Below are 23,424 nucleotides of genomic sequence, written 5' to 3'. Positions count from 1 at the left end.
GTTTTAGCGTTTAAAAACATTAAATTAATGGCTTTATCAATTGTATATATGATATAGCTTCTTTATGCAATTGTATTTACTGTTCATTTAGTTATTAGTTTAGCACAATGCAAAACGATCTTTTATTTATTAAATTTTTTTTACAGATCTTAATGAGTTACTTGTGCAAAAAAGTGTCAAAAGAATAAACAAATAAACAAGTAATGTAGATCGATCTCTTTTTTGTTTTTTTTTATCATGTATTATAGTCAGCCAAACGATCATTTTTATAAATTGGGTTAAAATCTATTTTACTCAAGCTAATGGTAAACGTTATTATTAAAAGGTTTTTAAAAAGTTGATAAATCAGTCATTGATCCTATTTTCTAAAGATCATGGCTTTAGATGGCTTAATAATTTAGAATTGTTGCTATATTTAAAAAGTAGTTAAGATTTAGAGGAAAATATGAAAAGAGTTTTTATTATGATCCTCGATTCCTTCGGGATCGGTGGTGCAGAAGATGCAAAAAAATATGGTGATGAAGGTTCTAATACATTAGGTCATATTGCCGAAGCTTGTGCTTTAGGTAAAGCAGATAAAGGGCGTCAAGGACCATTATGTTTACCAAACTTAGGAAAGTTAGGTTTAATTGAAGCTGCCTGTGAATCGACTGGTTCATATCCAAAAGGAATGGCTACTGAAGGTAATGTTATTGGTGCTTATGGCTATGCCAGTGAAATTTCATCAGGTAAAGATACGCCATCAGGTCACTGGGAAATTGCTGGTGTTCCAGTGCTGTTTGATTGGGGATATTTTACTAATACCACTAACAGCTTTCCACAAGAATTATTGGACAAGATCGTTAAACGCGCTAAGTTACCTGGTTATCTTGGTGATTGTCATTCATCCGGTACAGTGATTCTTGATGAACTTGGCCTTGAACATATGGCTACTGGCAAACCTATCTTTTATACTTCCGCTGATTCTGTGTTTCAAATCGCCTGCCATGAAGAAACTTTTGGTTTAGATAAGCTCTATCAAGTATGTGAAATTGCCCGTGATGAACTTAATAAAGGCGATTATAACATCGGCCGAGTTATTGCCCGACCATTTTTAGGTAATAAACCAGGTGAATTCGTGCGCACAGGTAATCGTCATGATTTAGCGGTTGAACCACCGGCACCGACGATGATTAAAAAATTAGTTGATGAAAAACAAGGTAACGTTGTGTCAATCGGTAAAATTGCTGATATTTATGCCGAGGTAGGTATCACAAAGAAAGTAAAAGCGACTGGCATTGAAGCACTATTTAATGCTTCGCTTGATGAAATTAAACAAGCCAAAGACAATACCATTGTATTTACCAATTTTGTTGATTTTGACTCATCATACGGCCACAGACGTGACGTTGCTGGTTATGCTGCAGCATTAGAATATTTTGACCACCGTTTACCTGAAATGTTAGATCTGATTCAACCCGGTGATCTATTAATTATTAGTGCCGATCATGGTTGTGATCCTACTTGGCCGGGAACAGACCATACTCGTGAACATATTCCTGTTTTAGTTTATGGTGATTGTGTTCCTGCTGGGTCATTAGGTCATCGTAAAACATTTGCTGATATAGGACAAAGTGTTGCGGATTATTTTGATTTATCACCAATGGATTATGGTGAATCATTTATTCGCAAATAGTAAGCTGTTTTTTTGTTAGTGTAGTAACGTATTTTAGAAATAAATCAGGAGAGTTAAATGCCTACCCCACATATTAACGCCGCCGATGACGCTTTCGCTCAAACGGTTTTGATGCCAGGCGATCCATTACGAGCTAAGTTTATTGCCGAAACTTTTTTAGATAATGCTAAAGAAGTTACCAATGTTAGAGGAATGCTAGGTTTTACCGGTGACTATAAAGGTAAGAAAATATCTGTTATGGGGCATGGTATGGGCATTCCATCTTGTTCTATATACACAACCGAACTGATTAAATTTTATGGTGTTAAAAACATCATTCGTATCGGTTCATGTGGCGCCATCAGCCCGGATGTCAATCTTGGTGATGTGGTTATTGGCATGGGTGCCTGCACTGATTCAAAAGTCAATCGGTTACGTTTTAAAGATCATGATTTTGCTGCGATTGCTGATTTCGGTTTAATTTGTAATGCTGTTAATGCTGCTAAACAATTAGATGTTAATGTTAAAGTGGGTAATCTTTTTTCTGCTGATCTATTTTACAGCGTTGAACCAGATCTTTTCGATATCATGGAAAAATACAATATTCTAGGTGTCGAAATGGAAGCCGCTGGTATTTATGGTGTAGCAGCAGAATACGGAGCTAAAGCATTAGCGATCTGTACAGTTTCAGATCATATTCGCAAAGGCGAAGCTATGTCATCTGAACAGCGCCAGCTGGGTTTTAAAGAGATGATTACAGTCGCTTTAGAATCGGTATTAGTTAATTCATAATAAATAATGGCAGAATATCTGCCATTTTTTTTGGTTACTCAAAAAAGGGGAACCAAGAATTTTAACATTGACGTTATTATTAACGGTAAGTGTTGTTGAGTGTTATAACTAGGTTATTAATAGTAATAACAAAATTTTATCTTTATTTATTCATTAATTTTTATCTAATAGGTTAGAAAGATCTCATTTAATAAGGAATCGAAATGAATACCAAGCTACAACTGAAAGTTATATTATTCTTACAATTTTTTATATGGGGGAGTTGGTTAATTACCTTAGGCTCCTATATGATGAAAATCTTAAACTTTACTGGTATTGAAGTCGGCGCCGTATATGGCACCATGGGGATTGCTTCAGTATTTATGCCTAGTCTGCTTGGTATCGTAGCTGATAGATGGATACCTGCTAACCGTTTATATGTGCTATGCCATTTGATTGGTGCAGTAACCTTATTTATCGCTGCGTCCATCACATCGCCAGTTTTTATGTTTTTAGTGATGCTTCTTCATTGTTTTGCATTTATGCCAACTATTGCAATTTCTAATTCAATTTCTTACTCTTGCTTAGAATCACAAGGGCTTGATGTTATCGAACAGTTCCCTGCTATTCGAATCTTCGGCACTATCGGTTTTATCGTAGCAATGTGGATGGTTAGCTTTATGCAGTTAGAACTCAGTAATGTGCAACTTTATATTGCCGCCGGTAGTTCTTTATTGTTAAGTCTCTATTCATTAACCTTACCTTTAATTAAAGTTGCAAGTAATGATAACCGTGAAAAATCAACAATAAGTGCATTAGGTGTAGATGCATTTGTATTATTTAAACAACCTAGAATGGCTATCTTCTTTTTATTTGCTGTATTATTAGGTGGAATTTTACAAATTACTAATACTTTTGGTAATCCGTTTTTACATGACTTTGATAAAATACCAGAATATGCTGATAGCTTAGTAGTTAAATATCCATCAGTTTTATTATCAATTTCGCAAATTTCAGAAGTGGTATTTATCTTATTTGTACCATTTTTTATGAAGAAACTTGGTATTAAATATGTGATGTTAATCAGTATGTTGGCATGGGTTGCTCGCTTTGGTCTTTTTGCTTACGGCGATCCATCACCATTCGGTTTTGTGCTGTTACTATTATCAATGATTGTTTATGGTTGTGCGTTTGACTTCTATAATATTTCCGGATCAATGTATGTTGAAAAAACAGTATCACCTAGCATTCGTAATAGTGCTCAAGGTTTATTTATGACAATGACTAATGGTATTGGTGCTTATTTAGGTTCAATGATTAGTGGTATTGTTGTTGATCACTATACTTCAGAAGCCGGCATCGATTGGCATAATGTATGGCTTGTCTTTGCTGGTTATTCATTAGTGCTCGCAATTATTTTTGTTTTCATTTTCCAAAATGACACTACTGAGCAAAAAACCGCAACCGTTAGAAACTAACTAAAATAAAATTCAATTAATATAAATAGTTGAATCAAATTATTAGTTAGTAACTTAGAAACATCAACAATTAGGCAACCGTTAAATAGTTGCCTAATTCTTAACTAGGCTAAAATGTTACTAGCCTCACAGAAATTTGGTAAGTCATACAAAATGTATGGAAAATTTGTGTCTTATCAAGGTAGAATAAAATACTTGTAAAAAGAGCATCAATTCGGCTTTTATTACTTAAATCAATTAACGAAATATGACTACTACAAGTGCCCTATAAGCATAATTGAACAGATTAAAACTAGATGAATAAGCAAATAATTCCAAAAGTTATACTTCATGAACATGTAGAAGGCAGTATTACTCCCTTTATGGCTAAAAAACTAGCCGATAAAAATCGTTTAACTTTCCCTGATACATTGTGTTATCCACTCGGCGATTATGATGAAATTGAGTATAAAAATGGTCGATATAACTACGATGAATCTGACTTTGTTTCATTTATTCAAACTTATGACACTGTTTCTAATTTTGTTAGAAATCCTGACGATTATTACCTAATTACCTATGATTTTTTAAGCAGAAATGCCAAAAAAGGGTTAATTTATTGCGAACTATTTCTGTCGCCTTATCATATTTGTGCAACAGAAAATCTAGGTAAAGTTGTTTGGGATCAAGCAAGATTTCAACAAACACTAAATCAAATGGATAAAGCGATCATAGATGTTCAAAAAGAACATAATATAACCGTACGATATCATGTTATTGGCGTACGCCATCTTGGGGCCGATTTAGTATACGATACATTGCAATTTATCGAAAATAATCCGCATCCATTTATTACCGGATTTAATATTGCAGGTAATGAAAAAGCTGGGCATTTTGATGATTTTGAAAAAGCTCATCAATTTGCTGAAAAATTAAATTTAAAAAAATCCTACCATGCAGGTGAAATTGATTCGGCAGAAAGTATTATTCAAGCCTTAAAACATGGTGCAAATCGCATCGGCCACGGTATTGCGGCAATTGAAGATGATAGCTTGATTAAACAATTAGTTGATAACGAAATCACTTTAGAGATAGCTCTCACCAGTAATCGTATTTTAGTCAATAAATTACATGGTGATATTCATAATCATCCCATTAGACAACTTTATGATAAAGGGGTAAGAATTACCCTTAATACCGATGATGCAGGTATTTTTGGTACCGATATCGAAAAAGAGTATCAGCTAGCCGAGCAAGCATTTCATTTTTCACGTTTGGAATTATTTGATATTACTCTTTGTGGAATTGATGCCGCATTTGTTGAGTCTAACGAAAAATCACGTTTATTAAACGAAGTTCTATCTTGTTTTAACGACAATGATAAGCAATCTTTACAACAAGCAATTAATGCTAAGCAGCATCATCCGGCTATTATTGCCAGATTGAAAAAATACCATGATTTATTACAACATGTTAATGGATAACCGTATCAGAAAAATTGGAAATAAATATGAATAAAACTCAATTAACCCTAAGCCTACTGACTCTATTAATTTCTGGATCACTGCAAGCCGCAACAGTTGATTTAAGAATTATTGAAACGACTGATCTGCATGGCAATATGATGAATTACGATTATTTTAAAGATCAGTATATTGATACCTTTGGTTTGGCTAAAACAGCCAATTTAATTCATCAAGCGAGGGAAGAGGTAAAAAATAGCGTATTAGTTGATAATGGTGATCTGATTCAAGGCAGTCCAATGGCCGACTATGCGCTTAATAAAGGACTAAATAAAGGTGATATTCATCCAGTTTACAAAGCCCTTAATACCCTTGATTATGTTGTTGGTAATATTGGTAATCATGAATTTAATTTTGGTTTGGATTTTTTACAAAAAAGTCTAGCAGGGGCAAATTTTCCTTATGTTAATGCCAATGTTTATGATGCTAAGAGCAATAAGCCTTTCTTTAAGCAATATATCATTTTAGATAAAAAAGTGGTTGATAGAGACGGTAAACAACACTCTATAAAAATTGGTTATATTGGCTTTGTACCGCCACAAATTATGCAATGGGATAAACTTAATTTGGAAGGTAAAGTAATAGTTAAAGATATCACTGAAACCGCCAAAAAATTAGTACCAGAAATGAAAAAGCAAGGAGCGGATATCATTGTTGCTATTCCTCATTCAGGTGTTTCTGCGGAACCTTATAAGGCATTAGCAGAAAACTCAGTTTATTATTTAAGTCAAGTTGAAGGTATTAATGCCATTATGTTTGGCCATTCTCATGGCGTATTCCCAAGTGAGGATTTTAAATCTCTACCTAATACCGATATTAATACCGGAAATATTAACCATATTCCTGCAGTGATGCCTGGACAATGGGGAAGTCATTTAGGTGTAGTCGATTTAGTGATTGAAGGAGACAAATCTAACTGGAAAGTTGTTTCTGGTAAATCAGAAGCCCGCCCTATCTTCGATAGTAAAAATAAAAAAGCACTCGTTGATGCCGATAAAAATATTACCAAAGTATTAAAAGATGATCATGAAGGTACCCGTGAATTTGTCGGTAAGCCAATTGGTAAGGTATCAACCGATATCAATAGTTATTTAGCCTTAGTCGAAGATACCTCCGCTTTACAGATTATTAGCGATGCCCAAATTGATTATGTAAAACAATTTGTTCAAGGTGATCCTGATCTAGATGGGTTACCAATTTTATCGGCCATTGCACCATTTAAAGCTGGCGGTCGAAAAAATGATCCCACATCTTATGTAGATGTGAAAAAAGGTGATTTAACCTTTAGAAATGCCGCCGATATCTATCTTTATCCGAATATTTTATCAGCTGTTAAGATTACCGGAAAAGAGGTTAAAGAGTGGTTGGAATGTTCAGCTGGTGTTTATAATCAAATTGACATTAATTCATCAACACCACAATATTTGATTAATTGGGACAAATTTAGAACTTATAACTTTGATACTATTGATGGTGTAAGTTATGAAATTGATATCACTAAACCAGCACGTTACGATGGTAGTTGTCAATTAATTAACCCTGAATCAGAACGTATTGTAAACTTAACCTATCAACAAAAACCAATTGTTCCAAATCAAGCATTTTTAATTGCTACCAATAACTACCGTGCTTACACCGGAGCGTTCCCGGGAACCGGCGGTAAAAATGTTAAATTTAATTCGCCGGATGACTTAAGAGTCATTCTTTCAGCTTATATTACTAATCGCACTAAGAAACAAGGTGAAGTGAATGTAACAGTTGACAATAACTGGCGAATTGCATCGATTAATAGCCAGACTAATTTGGATATCCGCTTTGAATCTTCACCAACGGTGGAAGCCAAAGCTTATATTGAAAACCATTCATTGTATCCGACTAAATTTGTTGAGAAAGATAAGTTAGGTTTTGGTGTCTATCAACTTGATTTACAAACAGCAAGCAAATCACAACCTAAAAACCAGTAAGAGATTGAAGACTACAAGGATTATAATTATGAAAATTGATAAACTAATCGAACTCGCTAAAACAGCACGCTCTAAAGCTTATGTACCCTACTCTAAATTTCAAGTAGGTGCGGTATTGATTACCGAAGATGATGAAGCAATTTTAGGTTGTAACATCGAAAATGCTTCCTATGGACTTGCTAACTGTGCTGAAAGAACAGCGATTTTTAAGGCTGTATCAGAAGGAAAGAAAAAATTCAAAAAATTAGTGGTGATTGGTGATACTGAAGGGCCAATCTCACCTTGTGGTGCTTGTCGTCAAGTAATCAGTGAGTTTTGTGCTAAAGATATGCCGGTTATTTTAACTAATATGCACGGTAAAATCCAAGAAACCACTGTTGGAGAATTGTTACCTTGGTCATTTTCACCGAGTGATTTAGATTAGTTTTATTATTGAACTATGTAATTTAACAATATTGAAAAATAAAAAAAGCGATTGAGGATAATTAACCAAGATTAGCACAATCATCAATCCAAATTTTGGATGGGAAGAATATAATCCTAATTTGCTTTATAAATATTAAGAGAGAAGTGTAATGAGATTTGTAGATATTATCGAAAAAAAACGTGATGGCAATGCCTTAACAACTGAAGAGATTCAATTTTTCATAACTAACTATACCAATGGTTCTATTCCTGATTATCAAGTCAGTGCCTTACTTATGGCTATTTATTATCAAGGTATGACTTCAAAAGAGTGTGCTGATTTAACTAGTGCGATGATGTATTCTGGTGATACCGTTGACCTATCATCAATTAAAGGCATTAAAGTCGATAAGCATTCAACGGGCGGTGTGGGCGATACAACTACGTTGGTATTAGCACCATTAGTTGCAGCATTAGATATTCCAGTAGCTAAAATGTCAGGTCGTGGATTAGGCCATACTGGCGGAACGACGGATAAATTTGAAACCATACCGGGTTTTAAAATTGAATTAGATAAACAAGAATTTATTGATCAAGTTAATCAAAAAGGTGTCGCTGTTATTGGTCAATCCGGCAACCTAACCCCTGCCGATAAAAAACTTTATTCATTACGTGACGTAACAGGTACGGTTAACTCTATTCCTCTTATTGCTAGCTCAATTATGAGTAAAAAACTCGCAGCTGGTGCAGATGCTATTGTTTTAGACGTTAAAACAGGTGACGGTGCTTTAATGAAGACCATGGAAGACTCAGAAAAATTAGCTCATGAAATGGTTAATATTGGTAATCAAATTGGTCGTAGAACCATGGCGATTATCTCTGATATGTCTCAACCTTTAGGTTATGCGATTGGTAATGCGTTAGAAATTAAAGAAGCCATAGATACATTAAACGGCCATGGTCCTGCTGATTTAACTGAACTGGTATTAACACTTGGCAGTCAAATGGTGGTGTTAGCGAATAAAGCTGAAACGCTAGATGAAGCAAGAGAAAAACTACAAGAAGTGATTAAAAATGGTAAAGCCATTGAAAAATTCAAAACATTAATTGAAGCTCAAGGTGGTGATAGTTCAGTTGTTGATCATCCGGAGAAATTAGCTAATGCGCCTTACCAAATTGATCTACCAGCGCAAAAAGCAGGTTATGTATCACGCATTATTGCTGACCAAATTGGTATTGCTGCGATGCAACTGGGTGCCGGTCGAGCAACTAAAGAAGATGTTATCGATCCTGCGGTTGGTATCGTACTACATAAAAAAGTAGGTGATAAAGTTGAAGTAGGTGAAACACTGTTAACTATTCACGCAAGTAGTGATCATATTGATACAATAAAACAAAAACTATATGACAATATTACTATTAGTGATAGCGCTGAACAGCCACAATTAATTTTTAAAGTAATTACGGAATAGCTTTAATAAATACGGATTCAGGAGACATCATGCATCGTTTAAAATTAAACAAAAAACTGTTACTACTGGTTATTTTAAGTTTGTTTTCAGTCAATTCATTCGCAGCTGTTGCTACCAAACAATCTACGGCACCAGCTTGGGAAAAAGACAAGTCATACTCTTTTACTATTTTACATACTAATGATCATCATGGCCGTTTTTGGCAAAATGATATTGGTGAATATGGTTTAGCAGCACAAAAAACTGTTGTTGACCAAATAAGAAAAGAAGTAGCAGAAAAAGGCGGAAAATTACTGCTACTTTCTGGCGGTGACATTAATACTGGTGTTCCTGAATCCGATGTGTTACAAGCAAAGCCCGATTTTGTCGGTATGAATGAGATTGGCTATGATGCAATGGCAGTAGGTAATCACGAATTTGATCATCCGTTAGCGATTATTCGTGAACAACAAAAATGGGCTCATTTTCCATTTTTATCTGCAAATACTTACTTCAAAAATACCGATAATCGTGTTTTTGATGCCTATAAAATATTTGATTTAAATGGTATTAAAGTTGCAGTATTTGGTTTAACCACTGATGACACTATTTTCCTTGCTTCGCCTAAAAATACCGATGGTGTTGAATTTCGTAAAACGCTACCAGAAGCGGAAAAAGTCATTAGCCAAATTAAAAGCAATGAACGTCCAGATATGATTATTGCGGTTACTCATATGGGGCATTATGAAAATGGTGAGCATGGTTCAATGGCTCCAGGTGATGTTGAGCTAGCCCGAGGATTAAAAGCTGGTGAACTAGATATGATTGTCGGTGGCCACTCACAGAACCCAGTATGTATGGCTAGCCCTAACAAACGTATTACCGAATATGTCCCTGGAACACCTTGTGCTCCAGATCAACAAAATGGTACGTGGATTGTTCAAGCTCATGAATGGGGGAAATATGTTGGTCGTGCTGACTTCGTATTCTTAAACGGTAAAATTACCCTCAAAAATTATCAGTTAATTCCAATTAATTTGAAAAAAGAAGTTGATAACGGTAACAATACCAAACGTCTTGAATATTACACCAGTGAAATCGAACAGGATAAAAAACTGTTGGAAACACTAAAACCTTATCAAGAACAAGGTAAACAACAATTACTCATTAAAAGTGGTGAGTTAACCGGTCGTTTAGAAGGCGATCGTAACGTAGTTAGATATCAACAAAGTAATATGGGGCAATTATTACTTAGTGCCTTTATTGAAAAGACAAATGCCGATATTGGTATTATGTCTGGAGGTATGATTCGTGATTCACTTATCGAAGGCGATATTACTTATCGTGATATTTTGAAAGTTGAACCATTTGGTAATAGTGTTGTTTACTTTGAATTAACCGGAAATGAATTAATCGATTATCTTAAAGTTGCATTAGGTAAAAAACAGGGTTCGGGTGGTTATACGCATTTAAAAAATATTAGCCTAACTAAAACTGGCGATACTATCAGCGACATTAAAATTAATAATGAACCAATTGATTTGCAAAAATTATATCGAATTGCAACATTAGACTTTTTAGCCGCTGGTGGAGATGGTTACCCTATCGTCAATAACTCGCCAACTTATGTGGATACAGGTTATCGAGATGCCGACGCAGTAAAACAATATTTTGAAGCGCATTCACCAATTAATGCAGCCGATTATCAACCGTCTAACTTTATTTTAGAAAAATAATTCTATGGTTTAAAACAGAAATATAAAAACTAATGGCACTGATAATCATAATTCTCAGTGCTAATAATTTAATAATTAGTCATAAAGATTTAACCTTTGCTTTCAGCATATAGGTAATATAGAGGTATTTATGAACATGACAGAATTTCAAAAAAATTGTTACGATATAGTGACCGATGCCAATTTGTCACCAAAACAAAAAGCGAACCTTCTCGCATTAGCCGCAGAAAATAACTTACCTTATGTTGATTTAGATAATGAAACGCAAAATGCGCTCAATGAAAGGGTAATTTGTGATATGTACGAAGGACATGCGCCGTATAAACCTCGTTATGTATTACCTGATTATGCAAAATTTCTTAAGCAGGGATCTGAATACTTAGAACTTGAACCAGCAAAAAACTTTGATGATGCGCTAAATATGCTCACCATTGCTTATCATCACGTACCATCGGTCACTGGTATGCCGGTTTATTTAGGCTGTTTAGATCAAGTGTTGCTTCCTTATATCGGTAATTTGACAGAAGAAGAACTTTACCCACGATTAAAGCGTTTTTGGATTATGCTGGATCGCAATCTTCCAGATGCATTTATGCATGCCAATATTGGGCCAACCGATAATTTGATCTGTCGGGTTATTTTACGTGTTGATCGCGAACTTAAACAAGTTGCCCCTAATTTAACTTTTATTTATGATGAAAATATCACACCAGAATCTTTACTAAATACCGCAATTGGAAACATTTGTGAAACAGCAAAACCACATATTGCTAATAATATGATGATTAAAAAGGATTTTGATGAAAAAGGTTATGGTGTTGTGAGTTGTTATAACTCTCTTCCTGTGGCTGGTGGTGGTAGCACTTTATCAAGAATCAATTTAAAAGAGGTTGCGTTAAAAAGTAAAAGCATCACTGACTTTTTACAAAATACTTTACCTTATTATTGCCAATTGCAATTAAATTTGATCAAAGCAAGATCAGAATTTCTTTATGAAAAATCTAATTTCTTCCAAAATAGTTTTTTAGTGAAGGAAGGATTAATTGACGCTACCCGATTTGCACCAATGTTCGGTATTTATGCCATGGCTGAAGCAGTCAATATTTTACAAGAAAAATCTAACTTAACCGGCCGTTATGGTGTTGACGAAGATGCGAATGAATTGGCAACAACCATTTCTAAACAGCTAGCTGACTTTATTGACAGCCATACAATTAAGCATGCTTGGAAAGGTAAAGCAATGTTACATGCTCAATCTGGCATCAGTTCAGATAGAGGCGCTACGCCAGGTTTACGTATTCCTTATGGTCATGAACCAGATCCAGTAACCCATATTATGGCATTATTCAAACACCATAAATATTATGCCTCTGGCATTAGTGATATTTTAACCATTGATGAAACGATTAAAAATAACCCATTAGCCTTAGTACAGATTTGTAAGGCGGCATTTAAATTTGGTTTTCGTGAATTTACCGCTAATATCAGTGGCAATGATCTGGTCCGTGTAACTGGCTATATGGTGAGATTGTCAGATATCAAAAAATATAAACAAGAAGGTTCACGAATTAATACCACATTTTTAGGTAGTGAAGCAGCCGAAGATACCGATAACAATAGCTACTTATGCCGAACACCTCGAGTAATTAGTCATGAACAAGTCATGGGCAATCGTTAATAAACTTTTACCCTTTTCTTGTGTTGACGGACCGGGAAACCGGTTAGTCATTTTTTTACAAGGTTGTAATTTTAAATGTTTAAATTGCCATAATCCTTATACCATTTCACGGTGTAAGGATTGTGGTGATTGCGTTACTACCTGTCCACATCAAGCGTTAACATTTATCAATAATAAAGTGATTTGGCAATCTTCAAATTGCCAGCAATGTGATACCTGTATTAATACCTGTAGTTATCAATCCACACCAATGACCTACAATTACAATGTTGAAGATATTCTACTCGAAATTCGTAAATACTTACCCTTTCTCAACGGCATTACAATTAGCGGTGGTGAAGCGACATTACAATTACCTTTTATTGAAAAATTATTTCGAGCAATTAAACAAGCAGATGATTTAAAACACCTGACTTGTTTTATTGATAGTAATGGTTACTTAGCTGAAACTGGCTGGCAAAAAGTTGAAAAGGTTATGGACGGTGCGATGATCGATCTAAAAGCTTGGGATACTCAAGTTCATAAAAAACTCACAGGTCGGGATAATGATCGCGTCAAACAGACCATTGAATATCTAGCCAAAATAGAAAAACTATATGAAGTCAGATTTTTAGTGATTCCCGAGCATACTGATTTGCAAAACAGTGCTAAACAACTTGCTAATTTTCTAATAACACTCAATCCAGAAATTAAAGTCAGAATAAATGCATTCCACAATCACGGCGTACATGGCGTAGCCAAAACATGGCCATTGGCAACACAACAGCAAATCGAATCTTTTGCTGCTGAATTAAAACATTATGGATTGCAGAATATTACTTTGCCGAGTGTTTATTTATAATATCTTTATAGTCACATTAATTATAAGGTCGGATTATTTACAGGTACTTGCTAACCGGTAATTGTGATGGTAGTCATATTGCAAATGCAAAAATAATTATCTTTAATCAATACGAAACGACTGATAAGCATAATTATCCTTCCTGACAAAATAAACTTGCTGAAAGTTGGTAATATTTTTTACCAACTTTAGCAAATCATCAATTTTAATTAATATTTGGTACACATTGTATAGGCATTATCTGGTTCGACAATGACATTACCCTCAGAATTTCCTACACTATAGCGATGGATAAATCCATCGGAGTCAACCACAGAAGTCAATTCATTGGTGAAATAAAAATCATAATTAAATAATTTTTCGTAATCAGAATCACTGATACCAGCCATCATATCGCGCAAGTCACCATTTATTGGCGCATAATAGAAAATTTTACCCCACTCTCCCATTAAGCTATTGCCAATAGCACGTTTATATCCATTTCCTTGGAGATACCATTCGGTATTAGTGTTATTATCATAAGCAAGAGGTGAATTAGTCAGTTCTGCTCGCGTTGGTAAGCGATCACCACTGTTTCGGCATAAAGATTCCGCATTATAGAAAGAGATGAAACCAAGATTGCCTTTATGTACATAAAACCAATGTTGTATCGAGAATTGATAGAAGAAGGTTGCGTTTGTTTGCGTGTTGGTAAGTTGAATTACAAATTTATCTCCTTTACTAGGAACATTATTAGTAAAGATAAATTCACTTTTTGAGTCTGCAACCGAACTGCGTGGTACATTTTTTAGGGATGAATTTGGATTTTTAAGTATTTTGTATGTATATTGTGATATCGAATTAACTGGCACAATTCTGAAGCGAGCATATGGAAATGCAGTGCTTGGGAAATGATTACCGGAAGCATCAACAGCCGAGGCTATAAAACCAGTACCTTTAACAAATTGATTTGGATCATAAGGATCGGCTCGATTAACAACGTTACTCCCCCACCATGCATTATTATTGCCTTCCGGCCAGCCAGTTGGATAAAGGGTGTTAACTGCTAAAACACCAGGTCTTATAAAACAAATACCATCGTTAGCTTTTACGGTAAATATTTTGGAAACTTCTTTAGGCTGAGATTCAGTTGGAACACCATACTGAGTTTTAGCAGAAATACTAAAAGTAAGCTTTAGTGTTGAATCACCTTTATAAGTAGATGAATTGCAAATATTACTACCTAATGCAGCGGTTGAATCAGAAGGAATTATATTATTATTACTATCACGCCATTCAGCTGTTACACTCTCCACTTTAAAATTATTGCTACTTCCCAAATAATCACCATCAATATCAATAATATCATCATTAGTCATAGTCGAAAAATCAACATCAAATGAATACATACTTGGTGAAGTATTAAAAGCAACAGATATTTGCTTAGATGAACCAGGGGTTATAACTAAAGGATCACTGTTTGGTACATTTAATTTTACTTTAATACCATTAAGCGCTTTTGTGCCGCCTGACTCTGAAATCTCCGGCGCATTACCATGAATATACATTTGCGTAGTCACGGATAATGATAAAATTGCAAATATATTATTGGAAAAAATCAATAACATTAATAGCAATAATCTCTTTTTGAAAAATAATCTCAAAGAAATTTTTTTTAAAACAACAGTACAATTATTCATCGCTACTCCTCTACTCATAAACTTCTCCGCCTATTCGAATAAGATTATTGATTTGAAGCATTAGTGAATTAACAATTTTTATAAGTTGTTCAAAAATTGTTACCCGTTAATATCAGAGCTAAGACAATTAAAATCGTTATTTTTCTAACAGAAATTCATCCATATCTAATATACGGCTCGAACAAAATAATTTGACTACAACGATTTGTTTGTTGTTTTAGACTTAAATCGTAACATCCTAAATTTTAAAACTTGTAAAATAAGAACATCAGACAAAATTTGGAAAAGCTAAAATGGTAAGACTCAATAAAGAAACTGAATTTGCAAACAGTTAATAATTAATTCAAATTCAGTAGTAACATCATTATATATGATAATACTTTGATAAGGGAATAGTAAAAAAAATTATTTTCCGTTTATTAATACTAATTCATCGAAGAATTTAAAATTAATAATACTAATTAAGTTATATCTCAATAATCAAAAAGGGGGGAAATTTCCCCTTTTTTTAATTTGATATATAATTACTTGCCTTTTTTAAATGCGGCAGCAAATGCATTACCCATAGCACTGTTAGTCAGTGTTGCAGCAGATTGATTTTTATTAGATACCTTATTGTTAGCCGATCTGCTACTATCTTGTTTCGGCGTAGCTGTATCATCTAAACGCATTGATAAAGCAATACGTTTTCGGGCAATATCAACTTCTATTACTTTCACTTTAACAATATCGCCTGCTTTTACAATGCTTCGCGGATCATCAACAAATCGATCTGATAATGCTGAAATATGAACTAGACCATCTTGATGCACACCGATATCAACAAAAGCACCAAAATTTGTCACATTAGTTACAGCCCCTTCCATAACCATACCGATTTTTAGGTCTTCCATTGTTTCAATGTTATCGGCAAATTGCGCTGTTTTAAATTCAGGCCTTGGATCTCGTCCTGGTTTATCTAATTCTTTAATAATATCAGTTACTGTCGGTACACCAAAATGGTCATCAACATAGTCAATAGCTTTTAGGGATTTTAGATAATTGGAATCACCTAAAATTTCTTTTAAGACTTTATGATTTTTCTCTAAAATCCTTTCAACAACAGGATAGGCTTCTGGATGAACGGCTGATGCATCAAGCGGATTTGCACCTTCCATAATTCTTAAAAAGCCGGCGCATTGTTCAAAAGCTTTGGGACCTAATCGTGACACTTTTAATAATTGTTTTCTATCAGTAAATTGACCATTTTGGTTACGCCAATCGACAATATTTTGGGCGATCACTTTATTTAGGCCAGCAATACGAGAAAGTAACATCATAGAGGCGGTATTTAAGTTAACCCCTACCGCATTTACCCCATCTTCAACTACTGCATCAAGTTTTTTAGCTAATTGAGTTTGGCTTACATCATGTTGATATTGACCAACACCTATCGATTTTGGATCAATTTTCACTAATTCAGCTAAAGGATCTTGTAAGCGTCGAGCGATTGAAACTGCTCCCCGAATTGATACATCTAAATCTGGAAACTCTTGTGCAGCAAGCTCTGAAGCCGAATAAACAGATGCACCAGCTTCACTTACAATCACTTTTTGACCTTTTACTTCTGGATATTTCTTTTGTACATCAAGATAAAAACGTTCAGTCTCTCGTGAAGCCGTACCATTACCGATTGCGACAAGTTCAACTTGATATTTTATACATAACGCCGCAACAACCATTGCCGCTTTATCCGCCTGACCGGTGTGTGGATAAATAGTTTCGGTAGCAACTAATTTTCCTGTTGCATCAACAACAGCAATTTTAACACCAGTACGTAAACCCGGATCCATACCCATGGTAACTTTCATACCAGCCGGTGCGGCCATTAACATATCATGGAGATTAGCCGCAAAAACGTTAATGGCTTCTTCTTCGGCTCTTTCTCGTAGCGTAGTCATAAGTTCAGTTTCCATGTGCATTAAGATTTTAATGCGCCATGTCCAATTGATCACTGCTTTTCGCCATTTGTCGGCTGGTTGATCATTAAATCTAATGCCTAAATGTTCGGTAATTATCTGCTCACAATAGCTCTCTTTAGGTGCTTCTTCATATTGAGGATCAGCATTTAGAGAAAGTTGTAAAAATCCTTCATTTCGACCACGAAACATGGCTAAGGCCCGATGTGAAGGCACTTTTGAAATAAGTTCACTTTGCGCAAAATAATCTCTAAATTTAGCGCCCTCTTCTTCTTTACCAGTAATAACTTGAGAGACAAGATGCGCATTATTCCAAAGATAATGGCGAACTTTAGCTAATAAGGTCGCATCTTCAGCAAAACGCTCCATTAAAATATAACGAGCTCCATCCAATGCAGATTTAGTATCAGTAATACCTTTATCAGTATTAATATATTTTTCTGCCTCTAATTCTGGCTTAAGAGCTGAGTTTTGCCATAAAGATTCAGCTAGTGGCTCAAGACCCGCTTCAATTGCTATTTGACCACGAGTGCGACGTTTTGGTTTGTAAGGAAGATAGAGATCTTCTAATTCGGTTTTACTAAGGGTATTGATAATTTTTTGACTTAATTCTGGGGTTAATTTACCCTGTTCCTCAATTGATTTTAAAATCGTTTGTTTACGATCTTCAAGTTCTCGCAAATAACTTAAACGGCTATCTAAAGTACGTAACTGAGTATCATCCAGTCCTCCTGTTACCTCTTTACGATATCGAGCAATAAATGGCACGGTACTGCCATCATCTAATAATTGAATGGCAGCTAAAACTTGTTCTGGTTTTACGGTTAATTCACCAGCTATAATATGGCTTATTTGATTATTTATCATGGTATCTCTGTATATCTTGTCGATTAACGGAATTTATATTCATCATGCAAAAAGCTAATTATATAACAAGAGAAGGCTACTTGGCACTCGATCGTGAGTTGAAATATTTATGGAAAGAAGAAAGACCTAGAGTAACTCAAGCAGTATCTGATGCTGCAGCACTCGGTGATCGTAGTGAAAATGCCGAATACATTTATGGAAAAAGAAGGTTACGCGAGATTGATAGACGAGTTCGTTTTTTAACTAAACGTTTAGAAACACTAACCATCGTTGATCCAGATCCACGTCAAGAAGGTAAGGTTTTTTTTGGCGCATGGGTAAAACTTGAAGATGAATCTGGAGAATTACATATTTATCGTATTGTTGGTGCTGATGAATTTGATCCGAAAAAAAATTGGATATCCATCAATAGCCCTGTTGCCAGAGCTTTGATCGGTCATAAGATTGATGATGAAATCTCAGTCATCACACCAAACGGTAAAACGTTTTATTATATTATTGATATTAGTTACCAAGAACTTGTTTAGATGTTTTTTTATGATTATTGAAATAATAAACATTCAAAATCATCTACGTTATCAACATTGATTAAATTATCAAGTCGATCGTCTTCATCCAACCATTCGATTAGATCAGACATCGCATCGATATGCTTATTATTGTCTGATGCCGCTAACATAATAAGCAAAGATATTTTTTCACCGTCAGGGAAAATAACCGGATGAGTGCATTTTAATAAAGAAAATTTTGTATCTTCACAAATTACACCATTTTCAGAACGAGCATGAGGTAAGGCAAAGCCATCTGCAATAATAAAGTAAGCACCAATTTCATTAACATTATCAATAATAGAGGTGATATATCTTTGTTCGATGTGATTATTTTCGATTAATGAATTTCCAACTATTTGAATCGCACTTTTCCAATCCAAATTTTCTTTACTAAATTGCCAATGCTGCTCAAAAATAGGATGTAACTGTTTAGACATATTTTAACCTTTACTCTTGTATTACTTATTATTAATTTTTAACTTTAACATGGTTACAAGCTATCACTTGTAACCATTATTTATTTTAAGATAAAACTTTCAAAAAGTGGTCGCATATATTTTGACCACTAATTCCATATTTATCTTTTAATTGACCACTCTTTCCTGATTCAGTAAATGTATCAGGTACGCCAATTCTTATCAGCGGTTTTAAAATGCAATTTTGCATACTTTGCTCGGCAATTAATCCACCAACACCACCATTAATGCTATGATTTTCAACCGTTATGAGAACATTAGCATGTTGGCATAAGGATTTAAATTTTTCTTGATTAAATGGTTTAATACAAGCTAAATGTATAAGTTTACCTTTATAACCAAGTGAGGTTAATTTTTGATAACCATCATTAGCTTGCTCATAACTTGCCCCTTCGAAAATAATTGCAAAGTCATTTCCTTCATCAATAACAGCATCAATGTCATTGACTCTAGGCACTTTTGTTTTATCACGAATAGGCATTGGCTCACGTGCTACTCTAATGTAAACAGGGCCTTTAATTTTGGCCGCTTGTTCAAAAGCTTCATAAACTTCATCAGCATCAGCAGGTGATAAAACGGTTAGATTAGGTAACACTCTTGTTAACGCAATATCTTCTAGGGCATGATGAGATGCACCATCAAATCCGCCATCAACACCTGGGTGAGTTCCAACTATTTTAATGTTCGCATTTGCGTAACAAGATTGTCTGAGCTGAGTCCATACAGTTCCGGTTGCAAAAATAGCAAAATCGATAAAAAACGGAATTAATCCTTCGAATGATTGCCCCGCGGCAAAACTTAATGACGAAGCCTCAGCAATACCCATTTCAAAAAAACGTTCTGGGTAATTTTTTGCAAACTGATCTGCACGAGTTGAACTAGCTAAATCACAATCAATAACAGTAATCGGGAAATTGTTTTCTGCTAATTGAATTAACGCTTTACCAATTGCATCTCGAGGTGCTTTCATTTCTGTCATTGTAAATCCTCCATAGCTTGTTTATATTCGACATCAGTTGGTGTTTTAGAGTGCCAATCACCATTATTTTCCATAAAACTAACCCCTTTCCCTTTAATGGTGTGAGCTAAAATAGCTATCGGTTTTCCTTTATAATGACGCGCCAAAGCAAATCCATCGACAACTTGTTGCATATCATTACCGTCGGTTAATTCTATTACGTGCCAACCAAAAACTCGTAATTTGTCAGCCAATGGCTCTAATCTACATACTGAATTTACTTCGTCATGAGACGATAATTTGTTGTAATCAATAACCGCAACTAAATTATCCATTTGCATGTGAGCCGCTTGTTGTAGCGCTTCCCAAATTTGCCCTTCATGCATTTCACCATCACCAATGATGGCATAAACTTTATTAGGATCATTATTGAGTTTTTTGGCGGCAGCCATTCCCAATGCAATTGACAAACCTTGGCCTAATAAACCTGTATTTGCGTCAAGTTGTGGAACCGTTTTTATATTAGGATGCCCTTGCAGACGAGAATTTAAATTACGAAAAGTACACATTTCTTCATCTTTAATAAAACCTAATTGATTAAGTAATGCGTATTGAATTGCAACCGCATGTCCTTTACTCATAACAAGACGAGCTCTAGGACTTTGGTTGAAATTAATTTCATTTTGATAAAGGTAAGTCATGATATCAGTTATTGATAATGCTCCACCAGGATGACCTGCTCCAGAACGATATATCATAGAGACAATATCACGCCTTGCTTGTTTAGCTGATATTTTTAACTGTTCAATATTCATTATTTCCTCTCTTTTTATGTTCTATAATTATGCTCAACATTTAATAAGTACTTTAAGCTTGCCATCAAGATTTCCTGATATAGCTTGTTGAAAGGCTTTATCGGCATCATCTAATGAAAATACTTTTTCATAAATAATTTTGGATAAGTCGGTTTGAACATCCTTTCGACTTAATAATTTTGCCGTATTAATAAGGTCTTTTGGTGTGTACATATGACTGGAGATAACGGTTATTTCTGAAGATTGTAATTCATGAAGATTTACACTATTTCCTTTAGCATATTGAGCAATAAGTACTAAATACTCTGGCTTTCTTTGTGAATCAATAATTTCATCAAGAACATTTCGAACACCTGAACATTCAAAAATGATTGGTCTAATTTTTGAATTTAAAATATCTATTTCAGAAATACTATTTTTTACCGTGAAACCAAGTTCATTAAGTAATTTAACTCGAGTCTGATTGGTTTCAATAATAATTGGTTTTAAATTATGAACATGTTTTAAAACCAAGCCTGTCACAACCCCAATAGTACCACCACCAGTAATAATGATCGGATAATTATTTAAATTTATATTTTCTAGAAGCTTAACTGCATGATAACCAACAGCTAAAGGTTCAAATGTTGCAGCTATTTTAAGATCAATGTTTTTGTCTAATTTAACTAAATGATCAAGATCTAATGTGATGTATTGAGCTAAAGTTCCATCTAATCTGAACCCCATTACTCGACGATTTACACGGCAAATATTAGGATGGCCACCAATACAGTTAACACATTCCCCACACCCTACAAGTGGATTTATCGCAACATGATCACCAATTGAAATGCCTTTATTATTAGGTCCTACTTTGGTAATTACCCCAACCGCCTCATGGCCTTGAATAAAGTTTGTTGGCGGCTTCAATGAGGGATGCATTCCCAGATAGAAGTGGGTATCTGAACCGCAAATACCACCATATTCAATTTTAACGACTGCATTTCCATCATTGAGTGAAGGTTCAGGAAGTTCAATGATTTCTGTTTTTTTTATATCAGCTATTTTTACTGCTTTCATGTTTTGTCTCTTCGTTAAGAAAGTTATAAAATTCTTATTACAATTAAACCGTAAGGTATTAAGATAAAGCTTCTTTTATCTTATTAATCAATTCGTCCAATTTAGGATCACCAATATAATTTTTAATGCTTATTATTGGTTGCGTTACTTTCTGATTCGCTCTTTCAACTAAACGTTCTTGAATAACAACAAGATCTGCTTCTTTTGGTACATTTTCGATAGAAAAATGCTTCACAATAATGTCTTTATCTACACCGCTTTCTTTTAGTAGTTTTTTAAATCTTGATGCACCTAGAGCACTAGAACCTGCTCCTGCATCACAAGCAAAAGCAATGAATTGAATGTTTTTTAGATCAACCTGTTGTTCATTTGATTGATTTGCTAATTGAATATCAGCTTTAGCTTTTAAATAAGCTTGGTTGCTTCCTTCTAATTTAGTATCAATTACTTCTTGTTTTGAATTAGAAAAATCTTCGTCTTTTTCAGTGATTGGACTAATCTTAAGTAACAAACTACAACCAATAAATGAAACTATCGCTGCTGCACCTATACCACATATTGTTGCTAGATGTTTACCTGGAGGGGTAAGTGCTAAGAAGGCAAAAATTGATCCTGGTGTTGCACCTGCAACTAACCCAGCATTCATAAGTGAAAAAACAATAATCCCAGCCGCTGAACCTAGCATTAGTGGGAAAATCATTAGTGGTCGCATATAAACATATGGGAAATACATTTCATGAATGCCGCCAAAGAAATGAATAATAGTTGCTGCTGGTGCAGATTTTTTACTCATACCTTTACCGAAGAAACTGAATGCTAATAGTAAACCTAATCCTGGACCAGGGCTGGCAAATACCATAAAATAAACTGATGACCCGTTAATTAAAGCGTCCTTCATTCCTAATTGATAGAATATTGCCTGATCGATAGCATTATTAAGAAAAAGAACTCTAGTAGGTTCAATTAGTAAGGCGAGAGAAGCTAAATAGCCAGTTTGCAATAATCCATCTATTGCTGCGGCGATAATATTAGTAATAGATAGCATAAATGGGCCAATAAAATAATAACCTAAAATAGCTAAGCCCATTCCTAAGAAACCTAATGCAAAATTTTGAATAATGTTTTCAAAGCCATTAGGTAAACGGTTTTCTAATAATTTATCAAGCCGTTTGCTGCAATAACCGCCCAAAGGTCCCATAGCCATCGCCCCTAATAACATAGGTATGTCTGAACCGACTACAATCCCCATAGTACCGACAGTACCAATTATTGCACCACGTTTACCGCCAACCATATCACCACCTGTATAACCTACAAGCATCGGTAACATGTAAGTAATCATAGGGCTAACTAAACTACCTAATTGTTCGTTAGGCAACCAACCTGCTGGAATAAAAAGAGCGGTAATAAATCCCCAAGCCATGAAAGCCCCGATATTGGGTATAACCATAGCTGTGAGAAATCCACCAAAACTTTGAATTTTAGCTCTTAATGATATTTTCTTATCCATAGTAAAATTCCTTACAATTTAAAATATATATGCATATTTAATATGACTACTCATATAAATAACGATTAAAT

At 34.7% G+C, this 23,424-nt stretch carries 17 protein-coding genes and 1 pseudogene; 11 read left to right on the top strand and 7 right to left on the bottom strand.

Annotated features, from left to right (window positions below):
- Positions 1 to 445: 445 nt before the first annotated feature.
- The 10 genes from B6D18_RS09625 (at position 446) to B6D18_RS09580 (ending at position 13,480) form a co-directional block, all read left to right on the top strand.
- A complete protein-coding gene (locus B6D18_RS09625; protein ID WP_086364254.1) occupies positions 446 to 1,675 on the top strand; it encodes a phosphopentomutase in 1,230 nt (409 codons plus the stop codon).
- Positions 1,676 to 1,732: 57 nt separating this feature from the next.
- Positions 1,733 to 2,446 (top strand): purine-nucleoside phosphorylase, encoded by a 714-nt coding sequence (deoD, locus tag B6D18_RS09620; RefSeq protein WP_086364253.1) that lies wholly within the window; start codon positions 1,733 to 1,735, stop codon positions 2,444 to 2,446.
- A 203-nt stretch (positions 2,447 to 2,649) separates the two neighbouring features.
- Positions 2,650 to 3,903: a nucleoside permease gene (locus tag B6D18_RS09615; protein ID WP_086364252.1), complete on the top strand. Its 1,254-nt coding sequence runs from the start codon at positions 2,650 to 2,652 to the stop codon at positions 3,901 to 3,903.
- 296 nt (positions 3,904 to 4,199) lie between these two features.
- Positions 4,200 to 5,366: an adenosine deaminase gene (gene add, locus B6D18_RS09610; RefSeq protein WP_086364251.1), complete on the top strand. Its 1,167-nt coding sequence runs from the start codon at positions 4,200 to 4,202 to the stop codon at positions 5,364 to 5,366.
- A 26-nt stretch (positions 5,367 to 5,392) separates the two neighbouring features.
- Positions 5,393 to 7,369 carry a bifunctional 2',3'-cyclic-nucleotide 2'-phosphodiesterase/3'-nucleotidase gene (locus tag B6D18_RS09605; RefSeq protein WP_086364250.1) on the top strand — a complete coding sequence of 659 codons (1,977 nt, stop codon included), beginning with the start codon at positions 5,393 to 5,395 and terminating at the stop codon, positions 7,367 to 7,369.
- Positions 7,370 to 7,397: 28 nt separating this feature from the next.
- On the top strand, positions 7,398 to 7,793 hold the full coding sequence (locus B6D18_RS09600; protein WP_254048634.1) for a cytidine deaminase: 396 nt from the start codon (positions 7,398 to 7,400) through the stop codon (positions 7,791 to 7,793).
- A 151-nt stretch (positions 7,794 to 7,944) separates the two neighbouring features.
- On the top strand, positions 7,945 to 9,246 hold the full coding sequence (locus B6D18_RS09595; RefSeq protein WP_086364249.1) for a pyrimidine-nucleoside phosphorylase: 1,302 nt from the start codon (positions 7,945 to 7,947) through the stop codon (positions 9,244 to 9,246).
- A 29-nt stretch (positions 9,247 to 9,275) separates the two neighbouring features.
- A complete protein-coding gene (gene ushA, locus B6D18_RS09590) occupies positions 9,276 to 10,961 on the top strand; it encodes a bifunctional UDP-sugar hydrolase/5'-nucleotidase UshA (protein ID WP_086364248.1) in 1,686 nt (561 codons plus the stop codon).
- A 130-nt stretch (positions 10,962 to 11,091) separates the two neighbouring features.
- Positions 11,092 to 12,639 (top strand): YjjI family glycine radical enzyme, encoded by a 1,548-nt coding sequence (locus B6D18_RS09585; RefSeq protein WP_371328894.1) that lies wholly within the window; start codon positions 11,092 to 11,094, stop codon positions 12,637 to 12,639.
- Positions 12,614 to 13,480 (top strand): YjjW family glycine radical enzyme activase, encoded by an 867-nt coding sequence (locus tag B6D18_RS09580; protein WP_086364246.1) that lies wholly within the window; start codon positions 12,614 to 12,616, stop codon positions 13,478 to 13,480. The genes B6D18_RS09585 and B6D18_RS09580 overlap by 26 nt, the downstream gene beginning before the upstream one ends.
- A 209-nt stretch (positions 13,481 to 13,689) precedes the next feature.
- Here B6D18_RS09580 and B6D18_RS09575 read toward each other — a convergent pair whose 3' ends face one another.
- Both B6D18_RS09575 and B6D18_RS09570 read right to left on the bottom strand, forming a co-directional pair.
- Positions 13,690 to 15,177 carry a hypothetical protein gene (locus tag B6D18_RS09575; protein ID WP_144063973.1) on the bottom strand — a complete coding sequence of 496 codons (1,488 nt, stop codon included), beginning with the start codon at positions 15,175 to 15,177 and terminating at the stop codon, positions 13,690 to 13,692.
- 641 nt (positions 15,178 to 15,818) lie between these two features.
- A pseudogene (locus B6D18_RS09570) lies at positions 15,819 to 17,984 on the bottom strand (Tex family protein); the annotation flags it as partial.
- Positions 17,985 to 18,028: 44 nt separating this feature from the next.
- Between B6D18_RS09570 and greB the strand changes: the two are divergent.
- Entirely contained in the window at positions 18,029 to 18,511 is a 483-nt protein-coding gene (gene greB / locus B6D18_RS09565; RefSeq protein ID WP_086364243.1) for a transcription elongation factor GreB, read from the top strand.
- A gap of 14 nt (positions 18,512 to 18,525) precedes the next feature.
- On the opposite strand, the gene B6D18_RS09560 is transcribed toward greB, so the two are convergent.
- From B6D18_RS09560 to B6D18_RS09540, 5 genes are all read right to left on the bottom strand, one after another.
- Positions 18,526 to 18,972, bottom strand: coding sequence for a PTS sugar transporter subunit IIA (locus B6D18_RS09560; RefSeq protein ID WP_086358759.1), 447 nt, complete (start codon positions 18,970 to 18,972; stop codon positions 18,526 to 18,528).
- Between the two features lie 85 nt (positions 18,973 to 19,057).
- Positions 19,058 to 19,981, bottom strand: coding sequence for a transketolase family protein (locus tag B6D18_RS09555; protein WP_086364255.1), 924 nt, complete (start codon positions 19,979 to 19,981; stop codon positions 19,058 to 19,060).
- A 5-nt stretch (positions 19,982 to 19,986) separates the two neighbouring features.
- Positions 19,987 to 20,784: a transketolase gene (locus B6D18_RS09550; protein WP_086364242.1), complete on the bottom strand. Its 798-nt coding sequence runs from the start codon at positions 20,782 to 20,784 to the stop codon at positions 19,987 to 19,989.
- Positions 20,785 to 20,817: 33 nt separating this feature from the next.
- Positions 20,818 to 21,843 (bottom strand): zinc-binding dehydrogenase, encoded by a 1,026-nt coding sequence (locus B6D18_RS09545; RefSeq protein ID WP_086364241.1) that lies wholly within the window; start codon positions 21,841 to 21,843, stop codon positions 20,818 to 20,820.
- 58 nt (positions 21,844 to 21,901) lie between these two features.
- On the bottom strand, positions 21,902 to 23,353 hold the full coding sequence (locus tag B6D18_RS09540) for a PTS mannitol transporter subunit IICB (protein ID WP_086364240.1): 1,452 nt from the start codon (positions 23,351 to 23,353) through the stop codon (positions 21,902 to 21,904).
- Positions 23,354 to 23,424: the final 71 nt, after the last annotated feature.

The organism is Gilliamella sp. A7, assembly GCF_002142015.1.
GTDB lineage: Bacteria > Pseudomonadota > Gammaproteobacteria > Enterobacterales > Orbaceae > Gilliamella > Gilliamella apis_A.
The sequence above is the reverse complement of the archived record's forward strand: the minus strand, read 5'-3'. Positions and strand labels throughout refer to the sequence as shown.

Excerpts from the sequence above, each read along its gene's own strand:
- B6D18_RS09550 (WP_086364242.1), bottom strand. The coding sequence starts at position 20,784 with ATGAATATTGAACAGTTAAAAATATCAGCTAAACAAGCAAGGCGTGAT.
- B6D18_RS09595 (WP_086364249.1), top strand. The coding sequence starts at position 7,945 with ATGAGATTTGTAGATATTATCGAAAAAAAACGTGATGGCAATGCCTTA.
- B6D18_RS09560 (WP_086358759.1), bottom strand. The coding sequence starts at position 18,972 with ATGTCTAAACAGTTACATCCTATTTTTGAGCAGCATTGGCAATTTAGT.
- B6D18_RS09615 (WP_086364252.1), top strand. The coding sequence starts at position 2,650 with ATGAATACCAAGCTACAACTGAAAGTTATATTATTCTTACAATTTTTT.
- B6D18_RS09600 (WP_254048634.1), top strand. The coding sequence starts at position 7,398 with ATGAAAATTGATAAACTAATCGAACTCGCTAAAACAGCACGCTCTAAA.
- B6D18_RS09575 (WP_144063973.1), bottom strand. The coding sequence starts at position 15,177 with ATGAGTAGAGGAGTAGCGATGAATAATTGTACTGTTGTTTTAAAAAAA.
- B6D18_RS09555 (WP_086364255.1), bottom strand. The coding sequence starts at position 19,981 with ATGAAAGCACCTCGAGATGCAATTGGTAAAGCGTTAATTCAATTAGCA.
- B6D18_RS09625 (WP_086364254.1), top strand. The coding sequence starts at position 446 with ATGAAAAGAGTTTTTATTATGATCCTCGATTCCTTCGGGATCGGTGGT.
- B6D18_RS09605 (WP_086364250.1), top strand. The coding sequence starts at position 5,393 with ATGAATAAAACTCAATTAACCCTAAGCCTACTGACTCTATTAATTTCT.
- B6D18_RS09580 (WP_086364246.1), top strand. The coding sequence starts at position 12,614 with ATGAACAAGTCATGGGCAATCGTTAATAAACTTTTACCCTTTTCTTGT.
- B6D18_RS09585 (WP_371328894.1), top strand. The coding sequence starts at position 11,092 with ATGAACATGACAGAATTTCAAAAAAATTGTTACGATATAGTGACCGAT.
- greB (WP_086364243.1), top strand. The coding sequence starts at position 18,029 with ATGCAAAAAGCTAATTATATAACAAGAGAAGGCTACTTGGCACTCGAT.
- add (WP_086364251.1), top strand. The coding sequence starts at position 4,200 with ATGAATAAGCAAATAATTCCAAAAGTTATACTTCATGAACATGTAGAA.
- B6D18_RS09545 (WP_086364241.1), bottom strand. The coding sequence starts at position 21,843 with ATGAAAGCAGTAAAAATAGCTGATATAAAAAAAACAGAAATCATTGAA.
- B6D18_RS09540 (WP_086364240.1), bottom strand. The coding sequence starts at position 23,353 with ATGGATAAGAAAATATCATTAAGAGCTAAAATTCAAAGTTTTGGTGGA.
- ushA (WP_086364248.1), top strand. The coding sequence starts at position 9,276 with ATGCATCGTTTAAAATTAAACAAAAAACTGTTACTACTGGTTATTTTA.
- deoD (WP_086364253.1), top strand. The coding sequence starts at position 1,733 with ATGCCTACCCCACATATTAACGCCGCCGATGACGCTTTCGCTCAAACG.